Origin of the sequence: Pseudonocardia nematodicida (genome assembly GCF_040105385.1) — a bacterium.
Classification (GTDB): domain Bacteria; phylum Actinomycetota; class Actinomycetes; order Mycobacteriales; family Pseudonocardiaceae; genus Pseudonocardia; species Pseudonocardia nematodicida.
Window position 1 is genome coordinate 483,617 of sequence record NZ_JBEDNQ010000001.1, and the last position, 22,950, is coordinate 506,566.

The 22,950-nt window shown below is 73.7% G+C and carries 20 protein-coding genes; 11 read left to right on the plus strand and 9 right to left on the minus strand.

Annotated features, from left to right (window positions below):
- Nucleotides 1-24 precede the first annotated feature (24 nt).
- Genes dctP through WIS52_RS02255 form a run of 3 tightly spaced genes read left to right on the plus strand, consistent with a single transcriptional unit; the run spans nucleotide 25 to nucleotide 2,288 of the window.
- Nucleotides 25-1,056 carry a TRAP transporter substrate-binding protein DctP gene (gene dctP / locus WIS52_RS02245; RefSeq protein ID WP_349296364.1) on the plus strand — a complete coding sequence of 344 codons (1,032 nt, stop codon included), beginning with the start codon at nucleotides 25-27 and terminating at the stop codon, nucleotides 1,054-1,056.
- Nucleotides 1,053-1,496, plus strand: coding sequence for a type II 3-dehydroquinate dehydratase (gene aroQ / locus WIS52_RS02250; protein ID WP_349296365.1), 444 nt, complete (start codon nucleotides 1,053-1,055; stop codon nucleotides 1,494-1,496). The genes dctP and aroQ overlap by 4 nt, the downstream gene beginning before the upstream one ends.
- Before the next feature lie 24 nt (nucleotides 1,497-1,520).
- Nucleotides 1,521-2,288, plus strand: coding sequence for an IclR family transcriptional regulator (locus WIS52_RS02255; protein WP_349296366.1), 768 nt, complete (start codon nucleotides 1,521-1,523; stop codon nucleotides 2,286-2,288).
- Between the two features lie 43 nt (nucleotides 2,289-2,331).
- Here WIS52_RS02255 and WIS52_RS02260 read toward each other — a convergent pair whose 3' ends face one another.
- Together WIS52_RS02260 and WIS52_RS02265 are read right to left on the minus strand one after the other, a co-directional pair.
- Entirely contained in the window at nucleotides 2,332-3,579 is a 1,248-nt protein-coding gene (locus tag WIS52_RS02260; RefSeq protein ID WP_349296367.1) for a 3-hydroxybutyrate oligomer hydrolase family protein, read from the minus strand.
- 52 nt (nucleotides 3,580-3,631) lie between these two features.
- Nucleotides 3,632-5,902: a HelD family protein gene (locus WIS52_RS02265; RefSeq protein WP_349296779.1), complete on the minus strand. Its 2,271-nt coding sequence runs from the start codon at nucleotides 5,900-5,902 to the stop codon at nucleotides 3,632-3,634.
- A 219-nt stretch (nucleotides 5,903-6,121) separates the two neighbouring features.
- Between WIS52_RS02265 and WIS52_RS02270 the strand changes: the two genes are divergently transcribed.
- Nucleotides 6,122-6,340 carry a hypothetical protein gene (locus WIS52_RS02270; RefSeq protein ID WP_349296368.1) on the plus strand — a complete coding sequence of 73 codons (219 nt, stop codon included), beginning with the start codon at nucleotides 6,122-6,124 and terminating at the stop codon, nucleotides 6,338-6,340.
- The gene (locus WIS52_RS02275; protein WP_349296369.1) at nucleotides 6,337-6,645 is read left to right on the plus strand and encodes a hypothetical protein; all 309 of its coding nucleotides are present in this window, start codon (nucleotides 6,337-6,339) and stop codon (nucleotides 6,643-6,645) included. The genes WIS52_RS02270 and WIS52_RS02275 overlap by 4 nt, the downstream gene beginning before the upstream one ends.
- Nucleotides 6,646-6,665: 20 nt before the next feature.
- Here WIS52_RS02275 and WIS52_RS02280 read toward each other — a convergent pair whose 3' ends face one another.
- A complete protein-coding gene (locus WIS52_RS02280) occupies nucleotides 6,666-7,337 on the minus strand; it encodes a response regulator transcription factor (protein WP_349296370.1) in 672 nt (223 codons plus the stop codon).
- Nucleotides 7,334-8,515, minus strand: coding sequence for a sensor histidine kinase (locus tag WIS52_RS02285; RefSeq protein WP_349296371.1), 1,182 nt, complete (start codon nucleotides 8,513-8,515; stop codon nucleotides 7,334-7,336). The genes WIS52_RS02280 and WIS52_RS02285 overlap by 4 nt, the downstream gene beginning before the upstream one ends.
- A 132-nt stretch (nucleotides 8,516-8,647) precedes the next feature.
- On the opposite strand from WIS52_RS02285, the gene WIS52_RS02290 reads away from it, so the two are divergent.
- From WIS52_RS02290 to WIS52_RS02300, 3 genes are read left to right on the plus strand one after another with little or no spacing between them, the layout of a single operon-like run.
- On the plus strand, nucleotides 8,648-9,823 hold the full coding sequence (locus WIS52_RS02290) for a glycosyltransferase (RefSeq protein WP_349296372.1): 1,176 nt from the start codon (nucleotides 8,648-8,650) through the stop codon (nucleotides 9,821-9,823).
- Nucleotides 9,817-10,374: a DedA family protein gene (locus tag WIS52_RS02295; protein WP_349296373.1), complete on the plus strand. Its 558-nt coding sequence runs from the start codon at nucleotides 9,817-9,819 to the stop codon at nucleotides 10,372-10,374. Before WIS52_RS02290 ends, WIS52_RS02295 begins: the two co-directional genes overlap by 7 nt.
- Nucleotides 10,371-10,907, plus strand: coding sequence for a DedA family protein (locus WIS52_RS02300; RefSeq protein ID WP_349296374.1), 537 nt, complete (start codon nucleotides 10,371-10,373; stop codon nucleotides 10,905-10,907). Before WIS52_RS02295 ends, WIS52_RS02300 begins: the two co-directional genes overlap by 4 nt.
- Here WIS52_RS02300 and WIS52_RS02305 read toward each other — a convergent pair.
- From WIS52_RS02305 to WIS52_RS02315, 3 genes are read right to left on the minus strand one after another with little or no spacing between them, the layout of a single operon-like run.
- Complete coding sequence (locus WIS52_RS02305) at nucleotides 10,828-13,209, minus strand: glycoside hydrolase family 65 protein (RefSeq protein ID WP_349296375.1); 2,382 nt, start codon at nucleotides 13,207-13,209, stop codon at nucleotides 10,828-10,830. The two genes, WIS52_RS02300 and WIS52_RS02305, sit on opposite strands and share 80 nt — an antisense overlap.
- The gene (locus WIS52_RS02310; RefSeq protein ID WP_349296376.1) at nucleotides 13,206-13,940 is read right to left on the minus strand and encodes a beta-phosphoglucomutase family hydrolase; all 735 of its coding nucleotides are present in this window, start codon (nucleotides 13,938-13,940) and stop codon (nucleotides 13,206-13,208) included. Before WIS52_RS02310 ends, WIS52_RS02305 begins: the two co-directional genes overlap by 4 nt.
- A 58-nt stretch (nucleotides 13,941-13,998) precedes the next feature.
- Nucleotides 13,999-15,702 (minus strand): ATP-dependent DNA ligase, encoded by a 1,704-nt coding sequence (locus WIS52_RS02315; RefSeq protein WP_349296377.1) that lies wholly within the window; start codon nucleotides 15,700-15,702, stop codon nucleotides 13,999-14,001.
- A gap of 84 nt (nucleotides 15,703-15,786) precedes the next feature.
- Between WIS52_RS02315 and WIS52_RS02320 the strand changes: the two genes are divergently transcribed.
- Both WIS52_RS02320 and WIS52_RS02325 read left to right on the plus strand, forming a co-directional pair.
- Nucleotides 15,787-18,348 (plus strand): DEAD/DEAH box helicase, encoded by a 2,562-nt coding sequence (locus WIS52_RS02320; RefSeq protein WP_349296378.1) that lies wholly within the window; start codon nucleotides 15,787-15,789, stop codon nucleotides 18,346-18,348.
- Nucleotides 18,349-18,444: 96 nt separating this feature from the next.
- The gene (locus WIS52_RS02325; protein WP_349296379.1) at nucleotides 18,445-20,592 is read left to right on the plus strand and encodes a putative bifunctional diguanylate cyclase/phosphodiesterase; all 2,148 of its coding nucleotides are present in this window, start codon (nucleotides 18,445-18,447) and stop codon (nucleotides 20,590-20,592) included.
- 15 nt (nucleotides 20,593-20,607) lie between these two features.
- Here the strand turns inward: WIS52_RS02325 and WIS52_RS02330 are convergent, their stop codons facing one another.
- Both WIS52_RS02330 and WIS52_RS02335 read right to left on the minus strand, forming a co-directional pair.
- Nucleotides 20,608-21,393, minus strand: a complete 786-nt coding sequence (locus WIS52_RS02330) for an LLM class F420-dependent oxidoreductase (protein WP_349296380.1) — start codon at nucleotides 21,391-21,393, stop codon at nucleotides 20,608-20,610.
- Between the two features lie 36 nt (nucleotides 21,394-21,429).
- Nucleotides 21,430-21,990, minus strand: coding sequence for a DUF742 domain-containing protein (locus WIS52_RS02335; RefSeq protein WP_349296381.1), 561 nt, complete (start codon nucleotides 21,988-21,990; stop codon nucleotides 21,430-21,432).
- 348 nt (nucleotides 21,991-22,338) lie between these two features.
- On the opposite strand from WIS52_RS02335, the gene WIS52_RS02340 reads away from it, so the two are divergent.
- Nucleotides 22,339-22,842, plus strand: a complete 504-nt coding sequence (locus tag WIS52_RS02340) for a hypothetical protein (RefSeq protein WP_349296382.1) — start codon at nucleotides 22,339-22,341, stop codon at nucleotides 22,840-22,842.
- Nucleotides 22,843-22,950: the final 108 nt, after the last annotated feature.

Here is a 22,950-nt window from a genome sequence, read left to right on the forward strand (position 1 = left end):
GTATCAATGACCGATCGGAGAGTCATGTCCACCACCCGACGCACCGGCCGGCGCGCGAGCCTCGCCGCCGCCGCCGTCTCCTCCGCCCTGCTGCTCGCCGCCTGCGGTGGCGGCGCGGGCGCCGAGCCCGGGGGCGACATCACGCTCTCGTTCTCCAGTAGCCAGCCCGAGACCGCGCCCAACGTCGTCTGCGGGACGCAGCTGTTCAAGGACAAGATCGAGGCGGCCGGCCTCGGCATCACGGTGGACCTGTTCCCCGGCAGCCAGCTCGGCCCGGACACCGAGCGGGTCACCCAGATCCAGGCCGGCGACCTGGACATGGACCTGCAGGAGGCCGGCATCTCCGCCGAGTTCCCCAAGCTGGGTGTGCTCGGCGCGGCCTACGTCTTCGACGACGTCGACCACGCCTTCGACTGGCTGGACAACGACTCCGCCGAGGTGTTCGCCGAGTTCAACGAGGCGACCGACATGACGATCGTCGACGCCTGGTACTACGGCTCGCGCACGTTCAGCTCGAACGACCCGATCCGCAGCCCCGAGGACCTCGCCGGCATGGCCGTCCGGTTCCCGGACACCCCGCAGTACCTCGCCAACGCCGCCGCGATGGGGGCCAACCCGGTCGCCGTCGCCTACGAGGAGATCTACGTCGCGCTCCAGCAGGGCATCGCGCAGGCCCAGGAGAACCCGGTGGTGGGGACGAAGGCCGGCAGCTACGACGAGGTGCAGAACTACGTCTCGCTGAACGAGCACCAGGTCAGCCTGCACTACGTGACCATGTCCGACGCGACCCTCGAGCGGCTCGACGACGCCCAGCGCCAGGCGGTGATCGACACGGTCAAGGAGGTGCGCGCGGAGAACCGCGAGTGCGTCGAGCGGGAGACCGAGGAGGTCCTCGAGGACTGGCGCCAGAACGGCCCGCTGCAGGTCATCGACCGCGACGAGGTCGACCGCCAGGCGTTCATGGACCGCTCCGAGGCGTACTTCGCCGACTACTACACCGGCGAGGACCTGGAGTTCTACAACTCGGTCCGCGCGACCGCCGGGAACGCGTCGTGAAGCCGGTGGCGGTCCTCAACGGACCCAACCTCAACCTGCTCGGGCTGCGCGAGCCCGCGATCTACGGCCACGACACTCTCGACGACGCCGAGGCGCTGACCCGCGGCGCGGCGGCCGAGGTCGGTCTGGAGATCGAGTTCCACCAGTCCAACCACGAGGGTGTGCTGGTCGACCTGATCCAGGCGGCCCGGACCGGGGCGTCCGGGATCATCATCAACCCGGCCGGGTTCACCACGACCTCGGTCGCGATCCTGGACTCGCTGCTCGCCTCCGAGCTGCCGGTGATCGAGGTGCACGTCACCAACATCCATCGGCGGGAGGAGTTCCGGCAGCACTCGTTCGTCTCCAAGGCGGCTCAGGCCGTCATCGCCGGTGCCGGCATCCAGGGCTACGACCTGGCCGTGCGCCGGATGGCGACCATCGCCCTCCGTGACAGGTGAGACACCCGGCGGCAAGGTGGACCCATGAGTAGCGCCGTGCCGCGCTCGTTCGCGGTGCTCGACCTGCTGGTCGGCGAGATCGCCGGGCTCCCGCTCGGCGAGATCGCGACCCGGCTCGACCTGCCCAAGAGCGCGGCACACCGGGTGCTCACCGAGCTGGTGCAGCTCGGCTACCTCATCCAGGACCGGGCGACCGGGCACTACGTGCTCGGGCTGCGGCTGGTCTCCCAGGCGCTGCGGCACCTGGCGAGCATCCCGGTCGTCGACCTGGCCAAGCCGCTGCTCGACCGGATCGCCCACCGGTCCGGGGAGCTGGTCCGGCTCGGACTGCAGGACGGCGACGACTCCCTGGTGTGGGTGGCCAAGGCCCAGGGGGCCCGGTCCGGTCTGCGGTTCGACCCCGACGACGGCCGGGAGATCAAGCTGGCCCGTTCGTCGAGCGGGCTGGCCTGGCTCTCGACCCTGCCGCCGGGGCGCGCCGAGGCGCTGGTCCGGCGACAGGGATTCGACGACATCGACCGGTACGGGCCGGACGGTGCCCGCGACGTCGCCGAGGCCATGGAGGAGGTCCGGCGCGCCCGTGAGCAGGGCTACGCCTGGACCGAGTCCACCTTCGAGCTCGGCGGTGCGGTGCTGGCCGTCCCGATCGGGACGGCGGGCCGGCCGGCGGTGGGCACCCTGAGCATCGCCGGGCCGCAGATCCGGTGGACCCGCGAACGGGCCCAGGAGATCCTGCCGGACCTGCGGGCCGCATCGGACGAGCTGGTCGCCCTGCTCGAGGTCGGGCCGTAGGCACCAGCGCGGGTGGAGGCCCGGATCGGGGCCTCCACCCGACCTAACCGGCCAGCTGCTGCTCCAGCTCGTCGACCGCCTTGCGGAACTCCGGCGCCAACGGGACCAGCCGGTCGGGGTACTGGTCGACCAGGCCGTCGGTGTGCGTGCCGCCCTCGACCCGGTGGTAGGTGTGCAGCGAGCCCCGTCCGGCGTCGCGGACGAGCTCGGCGTACACGTCGGAGGTCTCGCGGATCGGCAGCAGCGTGTCCAGCGTCCCGTGCACGGTGATCAACGGCTTGCCGATGTCGCCGGTCAGCTCGACCTTCCGCACCGCGTCGCGCACCTCGTCCGGGCGGGCGGCGTAGTCGTAGGAGGTGTCGGGGCCGTCGTAGGCCGGGTCGAACACCTCGCGGTAGATCTGCTGGGTCAGCTGCCAGTAGACCTCGTGGTGGAACGGCCAGAGGAACTCCGAGCCGGGCTCGAACCCGGCCTCCCGGATCCGGTCCGCGGCGGCCTCGTCGCCCGCGAGGAAGCCCGGATAGGCCTCCAGCGCCGGCGGCAGGAAGGTCAGCAGGTTCGGGCCGTCGGCCCGCCACAGCACGCCCTCCCAGTCGACGCCGCCGTCGTAGAGCTCGGGGTGGTTCTCCAGCTGCCAGCGCACCAGGTACCCGCCGTTGGACAGCCCCGCCATCAGGGTCCGCGACGGCGGCATGCCGTAGTGCCGCCGCGCGGTCTCCGACGCGGCGCGGGTCAGTTCGGTGACCCGGATGTTCCACTCGGCGACGGCGTCGCCGGGCGCCCCGGCGCCGACGTGGAACTCCGTGCCGGTGTTGCCCTTGTCGGTGGCGGCGAAGGCGTAGCCGCGGGCCAGGACGTCGTCGGCGATCGCCCGGTCTCCTGCGTACTGGGCGCGGTTGCCGGGCGAGCCGGAGACGACCATGCCGCCGTTCCAGTGCTCCGGCAGCCGCAGCACGAACTGGGAGTCGGTGTCCCAGCCGTGGTGGGTGTTGGTCGAGGAGTCGTCGGCGAAGTGCCCGTCGACCTGCACGCCGGGCACCGGGTGCTCGGGTCGCGACAGCGACTCGCTGGTCAGCCCGGCCCAGTCCGCCTCGACGGTGTGTCCGGACGCGACGGTGCCGGTGGTGGTCAGGTCGTCCACACAGGACACGACCTGACGTTCGGCGCCCGGCACGGCGAGCCCGGGGTCGCATCCCGCCGGTGCCGGGGGCGACGCCGCGGCGGGCAGGGCGGTGACGACCAGTGCGGTCGCGGCCAGGGCTGCGGTGACCAGGCCGGTACGGATCCTCATGATTCGTACCGTATCGCCGGAGTTCACCCGATCGGGATGGTCGCCGGCCCCACTACCCGAGCGCGTGCGGTGTGCGCCCGATCCGTTTGAGCACCGGCGGGAGGTCCCCGGTGTGCAGCACCCCGAGGCGCTGGGTGGCCCGGGTCAGCGCCACGTAGAGGTCGTTGAGGCCGCGCGGCGACTCGTCGAGCAGCTCCTGCGGCTCCACGACCACGACGGCGTCGAACTCCAGACCCTTCGCCGCGGCCACCGGCAGCACCACCACCCGCTCGTCGAGGTCCTCGGCGTCGGCATCGGTGGTGACCAGCCCCGCGCCGGCCAGCACCGCCCGCAGCTCCTCCACCCGGGCCTCGGGTGCGAGCACCGCGGTGCGGCCGTCGCCGACCGCGTCCCGTTCGGCGGTGACCCGCTCGACCAGCGCACCGTCTCGCTCCGGCCCGGCCGGCAGGACGGCCGCCCACGGCGGGGCGCCCGTCGAGCGGACCGACGACGGCGGCTCCAGCGACGCGTCGATCTCGGCCAGCACGTCGTCGGCGACGTCGGCGATCTCCGACGGCGTCCGGTAGTTCACCGTCAGCTGCTCCAGCCGCCAGCGCCGCGCGACGAACGGGGACAGCACCTGGTCCCACGACCCGGCCCCGCCCCGATCACCGGTCTGCGCGATGTCCCCGACCAGGGTCATCGACCGCGCAGGGGCCCGGCGCATGACCATCCGCCACGCCATCGCCGACAGCTCCTGCGCCTCGTCGATGATCACGTGGCCGTAGGTCCACTCGCGGTCCGCGGCGGCGCGCTCGGCGGTGGAGTCGTAGCGCGACACCTGCATCCGCTCGGCCAGCCGGTCGGCGTCGATGATGTCGGTGGCGCGCAGCAGCTCCGGGTCGAGGTCCTCCTCCAGGTCGAGCACGTCGAGCACGCCCTGGGCGTACTCGACCTCCTCGCGCAGCGCCGCGGCCTCCGCCGCGGCCTGCGCCGCGCCGTCGTCGCCGAGGAGCTCGGCCGCCTCGTCGAGCAGCGCGACGTCGGCGGCGGTCCAGCGACGGTCGTAGGGCGTGTCCGCGGCCGGCGCGTCCCGCTCGAGCAGGGCGCGCTCGCCGGCCGGGATCCGCCGGGCCACCGAGTTGAGCCGCCTGCGGTCGGCGAACAGGTCGGTGAGCAGCTGCTCGGGCGACAGCGTCGGCCAGAACTCCTCCAGCTGCTGCTGGATCACCGGGGCGGAGGACAGCTCGTCGCGGATGTCGTCGACGTCGCGGCGGTCCAGGAGGCCCTGCCCGACCCGGCGGGCGACCTGCTCGGCGAGCAGCCGCAGCAGCTCCTTGCGGAAGATCCGCCGTCCCTCGTTGTGCGGCTTGCGGGAGCGGCGGGCGCGGGTGCGGGCCTGGGCGACGGTGTCCCGGTCCAGCACCACGAGCTGCTGCTCGACCTCCAGCTCGATCGGCCGGCGCGGCAGCTGCTGACGGTCCCGCACCGCGGCGGCGATCACCGGCGCCATCTCCGCGCGGCCCTTCAGCTCGGCGGTCGCCGGAGGCTCCGGGCGGGTAGCGTCCAGTCCCGGGTAGAGCTGCGCGACCGTGCCGAGCACCACCGAGGTCTCCCCCAGCGACGGCAGCACCTGTCCGATGTAGCGCAGGAACGTCGGGTTCGGACCGACGACGAGGACGCCGCGCCGGGCCAACCGGTCCCGGTGGGTGTAGAGGAGATAGGCCGCGCGGTGCAGCGCGACCGCCGTCTTGCCGGTGCCGGGCCCGCCCTGCACGACCAGCACCCCGGACGGCTTCGAGCGGATGATCCGGTCCTGCTCGCCCTGGATGGTGGCGACGATGTCGCCCATCCGGCCGGTGCGTGCCTCGGACACCGCGGCCAGCAGCGCCGCTTCGCTGGTCAGCCCGGAGCCCGAGCGGGCGGCCTCCTCGTCGGTCATCTCGGCCAGGTTCAGCGGTTCGTCGTCGATCGCGACGACCTCGCGCAGCCGGGTCCGCAGGTGCCGGCGCCGGCGCATCTCCTCCGGGTTCGCCGCGGTCGCGGTGTAGAACGGCCGCGCCGCCGGGGCCCGCCAGTCCATGAGCAGCGGCTCGTACTCGTTCTGCTCGTCGAGCAGCCCGATCCGGCCGACGTAGCGGATCTCGCCGGAGTCGGCGTCGAGCCGGCCGAACGCCAGCCCGTGCTCGGCGGCGCGCAGCGCGGCGAGCCGGCCGGTGAGCATCTCCGCGGCGGCGTCGCGCTGGGTCAGCGCCTGCGGGGTGCCGACGGTCTCCTCGCGCAGGGTGTCGGCCAGCCGCCTCGCGGTGTCGCGGCGGCGGTCCTCGAGCAGCTCGTAGAGCATGCCGACGTAGGAGCGCTCACGGGCGAGCTCGGGGTCCGCAGCGGGATCGATTTCGGGCACGGCGCGGGGATCCTCCACCGAGGGGACGTTCACGGCGGCGTCGGCCCGGCGGCGGGAGAGCCCCCTGCTGTCGAGCGGCGCGACGTACCAAACTACCAGTGGTGCGCGATCTTTCTCGCGTGCGCCGGGAGACCCGGTACGCCCGGTACGATCCGGCGTATGAAGGAGCGTATGACGTTCAGTGTCGACGCCCGGACGGCCGAGCGGGTCCGTCGCTGCGGCGCCGAGCGCGGCGGCGCGTCGGCCTACATCGAGTCGCTGGTGCAGCAGGACGCCCTGCGCGAGTCCGTGGCCTCGCACGCCCGCTGGTTCGCCGACCGCCCGGCGTTCCTGGACGACGCCGAGGCCGAGCGCGCGGCCGCCGACGGTTCCGTGTGATCCGTCGCGGCGAGGTCTGGGCCTACCGGCCCGCGTTGGAACGTCCCGGGCAGTCGCTCGCACGGCTGATCGTCTCCGCGAGCGGGATCAACGACGACGAGGGCCTGCCGACCGTCGTCGGGCTGAAGGTGCTCGACAGCGATCCCGGTGGCCTGCTGGCGGTCCGGGTCGATCCGCACGGCTGGGCGTCCGCGCTGACGATCGAGCCCGTGCTGCGCCCGCGGCTGACCGAGCGTCTCGGCGAGGCGCCCGGCGAGTCCATGGAGCAGGTGGAGCGGGCCCTGACCGCCATGCTGGACCTGTGACGCCGGACCGGTGACCGCGCCTACCGTCCGCCCGGCCTGACCAGCCCCGTCTCGTACCCGAGCACGACCGCCTGGACCCGGTCGCGCAGCCCGAGCTTCTGCAGGACCCGGCTGACGTGGGTCTTCGTGGTCTGCTCCGCGATGAACAGCGTCGCCGCGATCTCGGCGTTCGACATGCCCAGGGCGATCAGCCGGAGCACCTCGCGCTCCCGGTCGGTCAGCCCGTTGAGCACGGTGGCCGCGGCGCCCTGCACCGGTCGGGCGGCCACGAAGTTCTCGATCAGCCGGGTGGTGACGCTCGGCGAGAGCAACGCCTCGCCACCCGCGACCACCCGGACCGCGCGCAGCAGCTCGTCCGGGGCGCTGTCCTTCAGCAGGAACCCGCTCGCGTCGGCCCGCAGCGCCGCGTAGATGTAGTCGTCCAGGTCGAACGTGGTCAGCATCAGCACCCGCGGCCGGTGCCCCTCGACCCGGTCCGGGCCGAGCACCGCCTCGGCGGCGGCCAGACCGTCCAGGACCGGCATCCGGACGTCCATCAGGACCAGGTCCGGCACCGTCCGCCGGTAGAGCGCCACCCCGTCCCGGCCGTTCCCGGCCTCGCCGACGACCGTCATGTCCTGTTCGGACTCCAGGATGGCGCGGATGCCGACCCGGATCATCGGCTGGTCGTCCACCACCAGGATCCGGATCACGAGCCGTCTCCCGGTAGCCGGGCGAGCACCCGGAAGCCCCCGTCGCCGGTCGGTCCGGTGTCCAGCGTCCCGTCCAGCAGGCGCACCCGCTCGCGCATCCCGTGCAGGCCGTGCCCCGCGGGTGCGGCGGGCGGCGCCGGCCCGTCCGGCGCCGCGTTCTCCACGTCGATCACGACCTCCTCGGGCGTCACGTCCAGCCGCACCCGGGTGGGTGCCCCGTGCGCGTGCCGGATGACGTTGCTCAGCGACTCCTGGACGATCCGGTACGCCGCCGTGCTCACGGTGTCCGGCAGCTCCGGCTCCGGGGGCGCCGTGAGCTCGACCGTCACCCCGGCCTGCCGGGTCGAGTCGACCAGCTCCGCGAGCCGGTCCAGGCCCGGGACCGGGGCCAGCGACGGGTCGGCGTGCTCGTCCCGGAGCACGCTCAGCAGCTGGCGCATCTCGCGGATGGCGGTCCGGGCGCCCGCGCTGATCCGGGCGAACTCGGCCCGCGACCCCGGATCCATGTCCGTGATCCGATACGGCGCCGAACCGGCCTGCATGTGGATCACCGACATGCTGTGCGCCACCACGTCGTGCAGCTCCCGGGCGATCCGGTTGCGCTCCTCCACCATCGCCCGCCGGCTCTGCTCGACCGCGACGTCGCGCCGCGCGTCGGCCAGCTGCCGGCGGATGCCGGACCGGTGCCGCAGCACCAGCGTCGCGATCGCCAGGAGCACCGAGGCGTTGGTGTAGACGATCAGCTCGGCGGCGGCGTCCTCGATGGTCCGGCCACCCGGGTCCAGCAGCACCAGGACGATCAGCAGCAGCACGCTCGCCCACCAGGCGGCCACCGCGTGGCGCCACGGGTACCGGACCGCGAGCAGCCCCATGAACAACACCAGCGCGATCAGCCCCGGGATCGGCAGCGGCCACGTCGGGCCCTGCGCGACCGGGATGGTCAGTGCGAACACGGCCACCGCCCCGAACTGCAGCGCGGTGGCCTCGACCGGGCGGGCCAGGGCCAGCGGGAACGCGGCGGCCTGTGCCGAGGCGGCCACGAAGGCCAGCAGGACCGGCACCTCGTACACGGCCGCGGTGACGGGGAAGGAGACCACCAGCAGGAGGGCGGCCAGGGTGCCCGTGCCGAACCACCACAGCAGGGTCGGCGACGCATGTCGCGCTCGGATGGCCGGCACGATCCGACCATACCCAGGGGTTTCCCGGGGTCACGTCGTTCCGCGGAGGTATCCCGACCGGTACCGGAGAGGTACGGAGATCGACTCCGGGGACCGATGCCCGGGGTGCGACCGGGCCCGCACCGTCGTCGCATGCGCATCCTGATCGGAGCCGACACCTATCCCCCGGACGTCAACGGCGCCGCCTCCTTCGGCAGGCGGCTGGCGACCGGACTGACGGCCGCGCACGAGGTGCACGTCGCCGCGCCGGCTCCGTCACCGGCCAGCCGGACGGCCCGCCGTGGCGGGATCGTCGAGCACCGGGTCCGGTCGCTGCCGGTGCTGCTGCGCCGTGGTTTCCGGGTCTGCCCGCCGGTGGGGCTCGACCGGATCGCCGGCCGGATCCTGGACACGGTCCGCCCCGATCTCGTGCACGTGCAGAGCCACGTCCTGCTCGGCCGGGCGCTGCTCACCGCGGCGCGCGGGCACGGCATCCCGGTCGTCGCGACCCATCACGTCATGCCGGAGAACGTGTCCCACCACCTGCCGGTGCGCGGCGTGCTCCGGGACCGGCTGCACCGCCGGGCCTGGGCCACGGCCGCCCGGACGCTGTCCGGTGCCGACCTGGTGACCGCGCCGACCCCCTGGGCCGCCGAGCTTGTCGAGGCGGCCGGGGTCCGCGCCCCGGTGCGCCCGATCTCCTGCGGTACGGACCTGTCCCGCTTCCGCGCCGGGACGGACACGGCCGCCTTCCGGGCGAGGTACGGGGTGGCGCACCGGCCGACGATCACCTACGTCGGCCGGCTCGACGCGGAGAAGAACCTCGACGTGCTGGTGCACGCGCTGCCCGCCGTGCGTCGCCGGATCCCCGGTGCACAGCTGATGCTGGTCGGGGACGGTGACCGGCGACGCCGGCTGGCGGCCCTGGCCCGCAGCCACGGTGTGGCGGGCGCGGTGCTGCTCACCGGGTACGTCGACGACGCGGACCTGCCCGCCGCGTACGCGGCGGCGGACGTCTTCGTCAACCCGGGCACCGCCGAGCTGCAGAGTCTCGTGATGCTGGAGGCGATGGCGTCCGGGCTGCCGGTCCTGGGCGCGGACAGCTCGGCCCTGCACCACCTGGTCCGCGAGGACCACAACGGCCACCTGTTCCCGCCTGCGGACCCGGCCCTGCTGGCCGAGCGGCTGGTCGCCGTCCTCGCCGATCCGGAACGGGCCGCGCTGATGGGCAAGCGCTCCCGGGCCCTGGCCGAGCGGCACGACACCGCCGACACGGTCGCCGCGTACGACGCGGTCTACCACGAGCTCGTCGCGAGCCCCCGGTGCTGACCCCGGCCGTGCTGTTCCCGGTCATGCTGGTGGAGGGACCGGTCGCCACCCTGGTGGCCGGCTCGCTGGTCGGGGCCGGTGCGCTGGGCTGGTGGCCGGTCTGGCTGGCGGCGACGGCGGCGGACCTGATCGCGGACAGCCTGTTGTTCCTGCTGGGGCGCTACGGGACCGGGCGGCGGACCGAGCGCCTGCTGGGCCGGCTCGGCCTCACCGCGGCCCGGTGGCAGGAGCTGCGTACCGCGGTCCGGTCCCAGCTCCCCCGGGTCGTGATCGGCGCGAAGCTGGTGGACGTCGGCGCGGTACCGGCGTTCCTGGCGACCGGGATGGCCGGGGTGCCCTACCGCCGGTTCCTCGCCTGGAACGCCCCGCTCACCGCGGCCCGCGCGGCGGTGCTGACCGGGCTCGGGGCGCTCCTGGGCGGGCAGCTCGCCGACCGCGTCGTGGCGCAGCCCTGGCTCGCCGTCGTCGCCGGTCTGGCGCTGGGCCTGGCGCTGCTCGCCGTCCACACCGTGATCGCCCGGATCACCCGCCGGACGGCGGCCCACCGTTGATCGGGACGCTGACCGACCTGGCGCGACCGGACATGGCCACGGTCGTCGTGGCCGCCGCGGCGGGCGCCCTGGTCGGCGACCACGTCTCCTACCTGATCGGCAGGACCGGCGGCAGCCGGATCCTGGCCCGGCTGCCCGCCGGATCGGCCGGGCCCCGGCTCGTGGAGCGCGCCACACGGGGCTTCGCCGCGCGCGGGGTCCTGCTGCTGGTGGTCTGCCGCTACCTCCCGGGGATGCGCACCGCGACGACGATCACGGCGGGCACGATCGGCTACCCACCGCGCCGGTTCACCGCGGCCGAGCTCGTGGCCTCGGTGACCTGGGCGCTGTACTGCGCGGCGATCACCGTCCTCGCGGGGGCCGTGTTCGCCGGGGACCCGATCCTGGCCGCGCCGGCCGGATCGGGTCTGGCGCTGTTGCTCACCGGTATCGCGGAGGGCGTCCGGTACCTGGTCAGGCGCGCTGGCGCGGCGCCCGGCCGTAGGGCTGCTCGACCGGCTCGACCCACTTCGGCGTCGGGGTCGGCACGGTGACCGGCTCCTCGCCGTCCAGCGCGATCGGCTCGCCGTGGTGCCGCAGCCGCATCGGGGCACCGTCGAGCAGCTGGTACTCGACCTCCTCGGGCGTGATCGTCACGCGGATCCGGCGGCCCTGCCACTTCAGCCCGAACGAGATCCGGGACAGCGACGGCGGCAGCACCGGGTCGAACGACAGCCCGTCGGACTCGCAGCGCATCCCGCCGAAACCGAGCGTGACCGCGGACCAGGTGCCGGCCATCGAGGCGATGTGCATGCCGTGGTCGGTGTTGCCCGCCAGGTCCTGCAGGTCGACCAGCGCCGCCTCGGCGAGGTACTGGTGGGCGAGCTCGAGGTGCCCGGTGCGGGCGGCCAGCACCGACTGGGTGCACGCCGACAGCGAGGAGTCCCGCACCGTGATCGCCTCGTAGTAGGCGAAGTTGCGGCGCTTCTGCTCCTCGGTGAAGGAGTCCGGGAAGATCTGCATGGCCAGCACGAGGTCGGCCTGCTTGACGACCTGCTTGCGGTAGAGGTCGAAGTACGGGTAGTTCAGCAGCAGCGGGTAACGCTCGGCCGGGGTGTCCTCGAAGTTCCACCGCTGGTGGTCGGTGAAGCCCTCGGACTGCGGGTGGACCTGCAGCCGCTCGTCGTAGGGGATGAGCATCGCGGTGGCCGCGTCCCGCCAGGAGGCGATCTCCTCGGAGTCGACGCCGAGCCGGGCCGCCGAGCGCGGGTGCTTGGCCGCCACCTCCGCGGCGTAGCGCAGGTTCTGCTGGGCCATCAGGTTGGTGTAGACGTTGTTGTCCGCGATCGAGGAGTACTCGTCGGGCCCGGTGACGCCGTCGATCCGGAAGTTGCCCGCCGAGTCGTGGTGGCCCAGCGAGCGCCACAGCCGCGCCGTCGCGACCAGGATGTCGAGGCCGACCTCGAGCTCGAACTTGGTGTCGCCGGTCGCGTTGACGTGCCGCTTCACGGCGTCGGCGATGTCGGCGTTGATGTGGAACGCCGCGGTGCCGGCCGGCCAGTAGCCCGAGCACTCGTGGCCGCGGATGGTCCGCCACGGGAACGCGGCGCCCTTGAGGCCGAGGGTCTCGGCCCGCTCGAAGGCCAGCGGCAGGATCGACTTGCGCCAGGCCAGCGCGTCGGCGGCGGCGTCCGGCGCGACGAACGAGAGCACCTGCAGGCAGAAGGTCTCGGTGTCCCAGAAGGTGTGGCCGTCGTAACCGTCGGCGGTCAGGCCCTTGGCCGGGATGCAGCGGCGCTCGGCGCGGGCACCGGCCTGCAGGATGTGGAAGGTCGCCAGCCGGACGGCCTGCTGCAGCTCGGCGTCGCCGTCGATCTCGACGTCGGCGGTGGCCCAGAAGTCGTCCAGGTAGTCGCGCTGCTCGCGGACCAGCCCCTCCCACCCGGTGTAGCGGGCGGCCGCGATCGCGGCCCGGACCTGGTCGTAGACCGCGGGCAGGCTGCGCCGCGAGGACCAGCCGTAGGACAGGTACTTGACCACGCGCAGCGTCTCGCCGGGCTTGACCCGGGCGATGATGGTGGTGCGGGCCAGGTCCTCGTTGGCGTCGGTGCTGACCTGGATGCCCTCCGGGCCGGTGACCTCGTGCTCCATCGCGGCGCCGCAGCGCAGCCCGGACTTGCGGGTCGAGTGGACCAGGGTGGCGCCGGAGTCGCCGGCCCGGGACTGCTCGGGCTCGAGCACGTTGTCCAGCGCGGTGTCCAGGCGCGGGTCGTCGGCGTCGCGGCCGGGCAGCTGCTCGTTGGCGACCAGCTCGGACTGCAGGACGAGCAGCGCGCCCTCGCCGTTGTCGTCGTCGCCGTTGCCGGTGCTCACGAGCTCGACCTCGTAGCTGATCGCGGCGACGGCGCGCTGGGTCAGCGAGACCATCCGGACCGAGCGCACCCGGACCCGGCGCCCGGCCGGGGACTCCCACTCGACCTCGCGGTTCAGCGTCCCGGCGCGCATGTCGAGCACCCGCTCGTGCCGGTGCAGGGTGCCGTAGCGCAGGTCGAACGGCTCGTCGTCGACCAGCAGCCGGATCAGCTTGCCGTTGGTCGTGTTGATGATCGTCTGCCCGGACTCGGGGTAGCCGTAGCCGCCCTCGGCGTAGGGCAGCGGGCGGACCTCGTAGAACGAGTTGAGGTAGGTGCCGGGCAGCACGTGCGGCTCGCCCTCGTCGAGGTTGCCGCGCAGGCCGATGTGCCCGTTGGACAGCGCGAACACCGACTCCGTCTGGCCCATGGCGTCCAGGTCGAGGCGGGGTTCACGGATCACCCACGGCTCGACGGTGAAGGTGGGCAGGTGGTCGGGCTTCACGAACGCTCCAGCAGGTCTGCGAGATCGGTGACGACGACGTCCGCGCCGTGGGAGCGGAGCGCGTCGGACTGGTCGAGGCGGTCGACGCCGATCACGGCGCCGAACCCGCCGGCGCGGCCGGCCTGCACACCGGCCAGCGCGTCCTCGAACACCACGGCGGCGGACTTCGCCACGTCCAGGTCGGCCGCGGCGGCGAGGAAGGTGTCGGGCGCGGGCTTGCCGGGCAGGCCCCGCTCGCGGGCGGTGACGCCGTCGACCCGGTGGTCGATGAACGTCTCGAGCCCGGTGACCCGCAGGATCTGCTCGGCGTTCGCGCTCGAGGAGACGACGGCGGTGGCCAGCCCGGCGTCGCGGACCGCCTCCAGGTAGCGGCGCGAGCCCGGGTAGACGTCGACGCCCTTGGTCCGGATGTTGACCTGCACGAGGTCGTTCTTGCGGGTCGACAGACCCCAGAGGGTCTCGGTGTCGGCGTCGTCGTCCGGGCTGCCCTCGGGCAGGTCGATCCCGCGCGAGGCGAGGAAGCTGCGGGTGCCGTCGAGCCGCGGTTTGCCGTCGACGTAGGGCCCGTAGTCGCCCGCCACGTCGAACGGCCGGAAACCCGGCCCGTCCCGGTGCTCCAGGTACTCGTCGAACATCTGCTTCCAGGCCGCGGCGTGCACGCTCGCGGTGTCGGTGAGCACGCCGTCGAGGTCGAACAGACAGGCGCGTGCGCCGTCGGGGAGCCCCAGCATGGCGCGCACGCTATCCGGATCGGTGCAGTTCCGTCGCCCCGGGGCACTCCGTTGTGGATCACTCGGGGACGGGCGCGACCAGCGGCACGCGGAACAGGACGAACGGGCCATCAGCGGTGTCCGGGGAGTCGCCGGCGACCCGTACCTCGACCCGGCACGACGGCCGGCCGTCCTCGATCCCGAACCGGACGGCGACGGCGCCGCCGCGGGGCTCCGGCTCGATCCGTTCCTGGACCGCGCGCCGGACCGCGGCGAGCAGGGACAGCGGCAGGACGGGCGCGGCGGGGTCGATGCCGGCGGCGGCCGGGTCGTCGACCTCGGTGTCGAGCCGGGCACCGAACCGGGTCCGCTCGATCTGCAGGTAGGCGCGGACCGCGGCGAGCTCCTCGTCGAGCCGGCTCTCGGGCGCATCGGCGCGGTCGGCCGCGCGGGACAGGTCGGCGAAGCCGAGCAGCAGCTCCCGGGCGCGCGGCGGGTCGGTGCGGACCAGGGAGGCGATGGTGTTGAGGGTGTTGTAGACGAAGTGCTGTTCCAGCCGGCGGGAGAGCGGGCCGTGCCAGGCCGCGACGCCGTCCCCGGAACCGACGCCGGCAGCCCCGTCACCGGTGGCCCCCTGACCGGCGGCCCCCTCGGAGGACGGAGCATCACTCCGAGCGGAGTCGCCACCGGCCCCCGTGCCGCCACCGGCACCGAGCCGGGGGTCACGCGCCACCGACCCCCCGGCAGTCGCCCGACTCACGGAGCTCTGGTCCGGTATTCCCGAACCAGTGCTCCATGAGTCGGCACCGGAACGGGCGCCGGGGCCGGGGGTCAGTTCGGGGTCCTGGTCCTCGGGGGGCACGAGGCCGCGGTAGGCCGGCAGGGCCAGCCGGCCCGCCGCCGTCCACCCCCGGTGCTCGACGGCGGCGACCAGGCCCGGCACGACCCACCGCGCCTCCCCGGCGATCTCGGCCGGGACGTCGGCCGGCGCCCTCGTGCCCGCTCCGCCGCGCGCCCCCGCGATCGTGCCGGCGTCGGCGTCGGCGGCGCCCATCCCGACCCGCCCGACGTACCGGGGGCCGTCCGGCCCGGGCAGCGCGAGCAGCACCGCCGCGATCCGCTCCCGGCGGTCCCAGCCCGCCCGGCCCGCGGGCACCCACCCCGCGACGAGCACCTGCCGTCGCCGGCGCAGCGGCACCCGCAGCCAGTTCCGGGTGCGCCGGCCGGGCTGGTAGGCGACGTCGAGCCGCTTGAGGTGCAGCCCGTCCAGGCCGTAGTGCTCGGCGGTGCGGGCCACCAGGTCCGCCTCGTCCAGCCCGAACGACGGCGGCACCAGGATCGACGGCCCGCCCAGCCCCAGCTCCTCCAGCGCGGCCCGGCGCCGGCGGTAGGGCAGTTCCAGCACCCGTCGGCCGTCGGCCCACAGCAGGTCGGTGACCACGTAGCCGACCGGTACCTCGGCGCGCAGCGCGGCCTCCGGTGCGACGGTCGCGGTGCGGCGCAGCAGCGGCCCGCGCGACGGGCGGCCGGCCTCGTCGAGGGCGACGACGGTGCCGTCGAGCACCATGCCGCCGGGCGGACCCTGCGCCGCGAGCGCACCGAGCTCCGGGAACGACCCGGTCACGCTGCGCGCGGTCGAGGAGAGCAGCCGCACCCGGTCGGGGCGCACGTAGGCCACACAGCGGTGGCCCTCCCAGCCGAACTCGACGGCCCACCGGGAGGCGTCGGTGGCGTCGGCGAGCTCCCCGGTCGCGGGCAGCATCGGCGGGACGAGATCGGGCATGGCCGAGGGGCTCCCGCCCGACGCACCGGCCCGCACCACGGGCTCCACCGTAGTCGGGAGCGGACTTGCGACAATGGGGCCATCATGACGCTCACCGACCGGCTCCCCCGTACGCCCGACTTCGATCCCGCCGACCTGGTGGAGACCTTCGCCGACTGGGCGTTCGACGAGCGTGGCCTGTCGCTGTACCCCGCGCAGGAGGAGGCGCTGCTGGAACTGGTGACCGGCGCGAACGTCATCCTGTCGACGCCGACCGGGTCCGGGAAGTCGCTCGTCGCGATCGGCGCGCACGCGGCGTCGCTGGCCCGGGGCGAGCGGACCTTCTACACCGCGCCGATCAAGGCGCTGGTCAGCGAGAAGTTCTTCGCACTGGTCGAGGTGTTCGGCGCGGACAAGGTCGGCATGCTGACCGGCGACGCCGCGGTGAACGAGAAGGCGCCGATCATCTGCTGCACCGCGGAGATCCTGGCGAACCTGGCGCTGCGCACCGGGTCCGGGGCCGACGTCGGGTCGGTGGTGATGGACGAGTTCCACTTCTACGCCGAACCGTCCCGCGGCTGGGCCTGGCAGGTGCCGCTGGTCGAGCTGCCGCAGGCGCAGTTCCTGCTGATGAGCGCCACGCTCGGCGACACGGCGTTCTTCCGCGACGACCTCACCCGGCGCACCGGCCGGGAGACCGCCGAGATCACCTCGGTGGAGCGCCCGGTACCGCTGCACTTCCGCTACGTCGTCGAGCCGCTGCACGAGACGATCACCGAGCTGCTGGGCACGAAGGAGGCGCCGGTCTACATCGTGCACTTCACCCAGCAGGCCGCCGTCGAGCGGGCGCAGGCGCTGATGAGCGTCAACGTCACCTCCAAGGAGGACAAGGCGGCGATCGCCGAGACGATCGGGAGCTTCCGGTTCACCTCCGGGTTCGGGCGCACGCTGTCCCGGCTGGTCCGGCACGGCATCGGCGTGCACCACGCCGGGATGCTCCCCCGCTACCGGCGACTGGTGGAGACCCTCGCCCAGGCCGGCCTCCTCAAGATCATCTGTGGGACGGACACGCTCGGCGTCGGGATCAACGTCCCGATCCGGACGGTGCTGTTCACCGCACTGTCCAAGTACGACGGCCGCCGGGTCCGCCCGCTCAAGGCGCGCGAGTTCCACCAGATCGCCGGACGGGCCGGGCGGGCCGGGTACGACACCGTCGGCACCGTCGTCGCGCAGGCCCCCGAGCACGACATCGAGAACGCCAAGGCACTGGCCAAGGCCGGTGACGACCCGAAGAAGCGCCGCAAGGTGCAGCGCAAGCAGCCGCCGGAGGGCTTCGTCGGCTGGTCGCAGACCTCGTTCGAGAAGCTGCAGCAGGCCCGTCCCGAGCCACTGACCAGCCAGTTCGAGGTCACCCACGCGCTGCTGCTGAACGTGATCTCCCGCGGCGGCGACACCTACGCGGCGATGCTCCACCTGCTCACCGACAACCACGAGCCCCGCAAGCGCCAGCTGGCCCACATGCGGCGGGCGATCGCGATCTACCGGGCGCTGCGGACCGCGGGCGTGGTCGAGGAGTACGTCGTGGAGGGGGCCGCCCGCCCGCGGGTTCGCATCGTCGACGAGCTGCAGCTGGACTTCGCGCTCAACCAGCCGCTGTCGCCGTTCGCACTCGCCGCGATCGGGCTGCTCGACGCCGAGTCACCGGCCTACGCGCTCGACGTGCTCTCGGTCATCGAGTCCACCCTCGACGACCCGCGGCAGGTGCTGGCCGCGCAGCAGAACAAGGCGCGCGGCGAGGCCGTGGCCGCGATGAAGGCCGAGGGGCTGGAGTACGAGGAGCGGATGGCGCGCCTCGAGGAGGTCACCCACCCCAAGCCGCTCGACGAGCTGCTGCACGCCGCGCTGGAGACCTACCGGCGCGGCGCGCCCTGGATCGCCGACGCGGTGCTCTCCCCCAAGTCCGTCGTCCGGGACATGAGCGAGCGGGCGATGACCTTCACCGAGTACGTCTCGCACTACCAGCTCGCCCGTTCGGAGGGCCTGGTGCTGCGCTACCTGGCGGACGCCTACCGGGCGCTGCGGCAGACGGTGCCCGAGCACGCCCGCACCGAGGAGCTCACCGACCTCATCGAGTGGCTGGGCGAGCTCGTCCGGCAGACCGACTCGTCGCTGCTCGACGAGTGGGAGAAGCTCGCCGCAGGAGTGGACGAGAGCGGCGAGGTCACCCCGCCCGGCGCCGAGGTCGCGGTCTCCCCCGCCGGCGTCACCGGGAACCCGCGCGCGTTCCGGGTGATGGTCCGCAACGCCCTGTTCCGCCGGGTGGAGCTGGCCGCGCTCGGCCGCTACGACCAGCTCGGCGAGCTCGATGCCGATGCCGGCTGGACCGCGCAGCGCTGGCGGGAGGCCTTCGACCCGTACTTCGAGGTCCACGACCGGATCGGGTTCGGTCCGGAGGCCCGTGGCCCCGCGCTGTTCGACCTCACCGAGGAGGCCGACCGCTGGCTGGTCCGGCAGGTCCTCGACGACCCGGCCGGGGACCGGGACTGGGCGATCACCGCCGAGATCGACCTCGCCGCCTCGGACGAGGCCGGGGAGGCCGTCCTCTGGGTGACGGCGGTGACCGACGGCGTATCCGACCCGGCCGGCGCCGTCCTTTCGGGACCGTGATGTAACCCGGTCGGGCCCACTGTGGGCACAGGATCGGTTACGGTAGCTACCGATCGAGAGGGAAGTCCCTCCACCGGGATGAACGGGGGTCGGTGGATGCGGCAGGCCGACGCCGCTCCGGTGCGGGCCGCACACGGTGAGGCTCTCGACGCCGACCTGCTGCCGGGGCCGGACAGGCTCACCGACCAGTGGACGACCGGGCTCACCCGGCGTTCCGTCCTCTCGCCGACCGAGCTCCGTCCGCTGCTCGACCGGCTCGTCGAACGGCTCCGCGGGGCCTCGCTCACCGGCGGGTTCGACCCGGCCGTCGCCGCCGACGCGGCCCGCGACCTCGTCCGGGCCCGGGTGAACGACCCGGCCCTGCTGGAGGTCAGCCTGCAGGCGATCGGCGACCACCTGGAGGCCGCCGCCGACACCCCGGCGCGGTTGCGCCGGGTCTCCGCCCTGCTGGCCGGGTTCTCCCGCGGGTTCGCCGAGGCGATGCGCCTGCAGGTGCTGGCCGACCACGAGGAGGTCACCCGCGCCGCGCTGGACGCCCGCCGGGTCGCCGAGGAGGCCCGCTGGACCTCCGAGGCCCGCTTCACCGCCCTGTTCGAGTCCTCCGCCGTCGGGATCGTCGTGTTCGACCGGCTCGGCCGCTGCGTCGAGGCGAACGAGGCGACCGCCGCCATGCTCGGGTACGGCCGGCACGAGCTGACCGGGATGAGCGTGGACGACTTCGTCCCCCGCGCGGACGCCCCCGAGCTCTGGGGGCAGCGGACCCGGCTGTTCGACGGGTCCCTGGACCGGCTGCGCATCGTGCGGGCGGTGCGCCGCGCCGACGACGCCGAGGTCTGGATCGACGCGGTCGTGACGGCCATGCGGGAGGCCGACGGCCCGCCCACGATGCTGGTCGCGGTGCTCAGCGACGTCACCGAGCAGGTCCAGCTCCAGCAGCGGCTCGAGCACCAGGCCTCGCACGACCCGCTGACCGGGCTGCCGAACCGGTCGCTGTTCTTCGACCGGCTCGGCACCGCGATCGCCGACTCGGAGTCCGAGCCCGGCCGGCCGGGTGTCTGCTACCTCGACCTGGACGGTTTCAAGGTCGTCAACGACACCCTCGGCCACCAGGCCGGCGACCGGTTGCTGCAGGCGCTGGCGAACCGGCTGCGCGACGCCCTGGAACCGGACGGGCACCTGGTCGCCCGGACCGGCGGCGACGAGTTCGTCGTCCTGGTCGAGCGGACCCCGGACCGGACCGCGCTCGAGGTCGTCGCCACCCGCGCGCTGGGCACCGTCCGCCGGCCCGTGCGGGTCGGCGGACGGGACATCGTGATCTCGGCCAGCGTCGGCGTCGTGCGGCACGACGGCGACCTCGACCCGGACGAGCTGATGCGGGCCGCCGACACCACGCTCTACTCCGCGAAACGTGCCGGGCGCGGCCGCTACGCGCTCTACGACAGCGAGCGCCACCGGTCCGACGTCCGCCGCTTCGAGCTCTCCTCCCAGATGCCCGAGGCCCTGCGCCGCGACGACTTCGTGGTCGTCTACCAGCCGCTGGTGCGGCTCGCGGACGAGCGCACCATCGGGGTCGAGGCACTGGTCCGCTGGCAGCGGCCGGACGGGGAGCTGCTCGGGCCGGACCGCTTCATCCCGCTCGCCGAGGAGACCGGGCTGGTGGTGCCGCTCGGCCGCCGGGTGCTGGACGAGGCGTTGCGGCAGGGCCGGATCTGGGCCGACTCGCACCCGGACGACCCGCTGCTGATCAGCGTGAACGTGGCCGCCCGCCAGATCAGCGAGTCCGACCTGGTCGCCGACGTCACCGCGGCCCTGGAACGCCACGACTGGCCGGCCGAGCGGCTGCAGATCGAGCTGACCGAGAGCGACCTGATGGGCTCGCCCGGACGGCCGTCGGCGACCCTGCGCGAGCTCGACCGGATGGGCGTGCGGATCGCGATCGACGACTTCGGCACCGGCTACTCGAACCTGGCCTACCTGCGGCACCTCCCGGTGCACGTCCTCAAGCTGGCCGGGCACTTCGTCGCCGGGACCGCCGAACGCGACGACGTCATCCTGCGCACCCTGGTCTCGCTGGCCTCCGCGCTGGACCTGGAGGTCACCGCCGAGGCGGTCGAGACGGCGGAGCAGGCCGAACGGCTGCGCGACTACGGGTGCGCGAACGCGCAGGGCTGGTACTACGCCCCCGCGGTGCCGGCGGAACGGATCCCGGACCTCATCCGGGACCCGTTCCTGCGGGCGATCTGAGGCGGAGGGCGACGGTCAGGCGTTGCGCTCGTCCCGCCAGGCGATCCAGTCCTTCAGCCGGCCGAGGTCGTAGCCACCCTGCCCGTCCTGCCCGGTGGTGAACAGCCGGATCCCGGTGTCGTACAGGGCCTCGCCGACCTCGTCCGGGGACTTCTCGACGGCGACCGAGCGCTCGATCTCCGCGGGGTCGCGGCCGATGTCGCGGCAGTGGCCGTCGAGCACCGCGCACTTGTGCGCGGCCGTCTCCGGGTCCCCGAAGCCGTGCCAGATCGTGGCGTGCTCGGCGGTGTAGCGCAGCGTCTTCCGCTCTCCTCCCCCGCCGACCAGCAGCGGGATGTCGCGGGTCGGTGCGGGGTTCAGCTCCTGCCAGCGGGACCGGATCCGGGGCAGCGCCTCGGACAGGGCGTCGAGCCGGCTGCCTGCGGTGCCGAAGTCGTAGCCGTAGGAGTCGTAGTCGCGCTGGAACCAGCCCGCGCCGATGCCGAGGATCAGCCGCCCGTCGGAGATGTGGTCGACGGTGCGGGCCATGTCGGCCAGCAGCTCGGGGTTGCGGTAGCTGTTGCAGGTCACCAGGGCGCCGATCTCGATGCGCGAGGTCGCCTCGGCCCAGGCGCCGAGCATCGTCCAGCACTCGAAGTGCTTCCCGTCGGGCTCGCCGTAGAGCGGGAAGAAGTGGTCCCAGTTGAAGACGACGTCGGCGCCGGCCTCCTCGACGGCGGCGACGGTGCGGCGGATCTCGGCGTAGTCGGCGTGCTGGGGCTGCAGCTGCAGCCCGACGCGGACGGGACGCGGGTCGGTCATGGATCCATCGTCGACCCCCGGCCCGCTCCCCGCTCGTTACAGGTTGCGCAGCCCCGACAGCACGCGGTCCATCAGCGCCATGCTCGGGCCGTCCTCGGCCGACGACACGCCGTGCACCCGCACCCGTCCCTCGGTGGCCAGATCGTCGATGAGGACCCGGGCGACGCCGAGCGGGACCCGGGCCAGCGCGGCGACCTCCGAGACCGATCGGGCCTGCTCGCACAGGCTCAGTACGACGGCCTTCTCGCCGGACTCGACGCGCCCCGGACCCGGGACGGCCGAGACCAGGGTCTCCAGCCGCAGCTCCATCCGGACCCGGGTCCGGCCGCCGGTGATGACGTAAGGGCGGACCGGGGCGAACGCGGCCTGCGGGGCGGGCTCGGGCGCCGCGGCGACGACCGGCAAGGGAGCCGTGTCCCAGTCCCCGTCCGGGTCCGGCGCGGCCGGTTCGGTGCCCCGGGCGGCCTCGGCATCGGCCTGCTCCCGCGCGGCCTGGTCGGCGGCACGTTCCTTGCGGGACTTGCGCTTGCGCTTCGTCGAGTGACCACCGAAGCGGGCGCCGGTGAGGCCGACGAGGTTCTCCTCGGCCTCCGGCACAGCCGGTTCGGGGGTGGACGGCGTCGCGTCCGCCGGCCCCGGGGACGCGGCGCCCCCGAATCTGGCGCCCGTACGTCCCGTCTCCGACCCAGCCATCCACCCTCCGTCGCTTCGCCGTCCGATTCGCCCCAGCGTGCTCGATTGGTCACGATCGGCGATCGCAGGGACGGCCAGGTTGAACCAGGTCTGCTACCGAGTCGTGTACACGATGTCACAGCCGTGTGACACGGTGTAGATCAAGAGTTGGGGACGGGGCGTTTCACCCGCACGGACCATCCCCGGGTGCGCGCTCACCCTCCGTGATCATGTTTCCTGGGGTACCCGGTCGACGATACGGAGGTGCCGCAGGTGTCCGGAGCAGATGTGAGCTGGTCGAGGACGCTGGTCTCCCGTCGTCTCCTCGGCGCGGGGCTCGTCGCGCTCGGGATCGCCGCGGGCCTGGTCCTGCTGCCGAACGAGGGATCGCCGTGGGTCGCCGGCCTCCTGGCGGTGCTCGGCGGCTGGTTGCTGCTGCAGTCCCGCACCCGCGTCGTCGTCGACGACCGCGGGATCCGTGTCGAGCAGCCGTTGCTGCGCCGGAGACTGACCGGCGCGCCGATCGACGAGATCGAGGACGCCCGCTCGACCGTCCTGGACCCGACGACGCTCGCGGTGAACGGCTTCGGCGTGCTGCGGTCCGGCACGACCACCGCGTTCCGGGCGACGCGCTCGGGCGAGGCCCTCGAGGCCGGCCTGACCGGCGGCCGCCGGTTCCTGGTGACAGTGACCGACAGCGCCGCCGCGGCCGAGCTGCTGAACGACGTGGTGGCCCGGAACCGGACCCGGGGCGGGAATCCGGTCGACCCGGACTGATCGGCCCCTCCCACGCCCGGCCGACCACCCGATCGGCACTGGTGCGCATCCGCGCATGCTGTGCCACGGTCGGGAGTCCGGCGACGCGGCCGGACTCGGGTGGACACG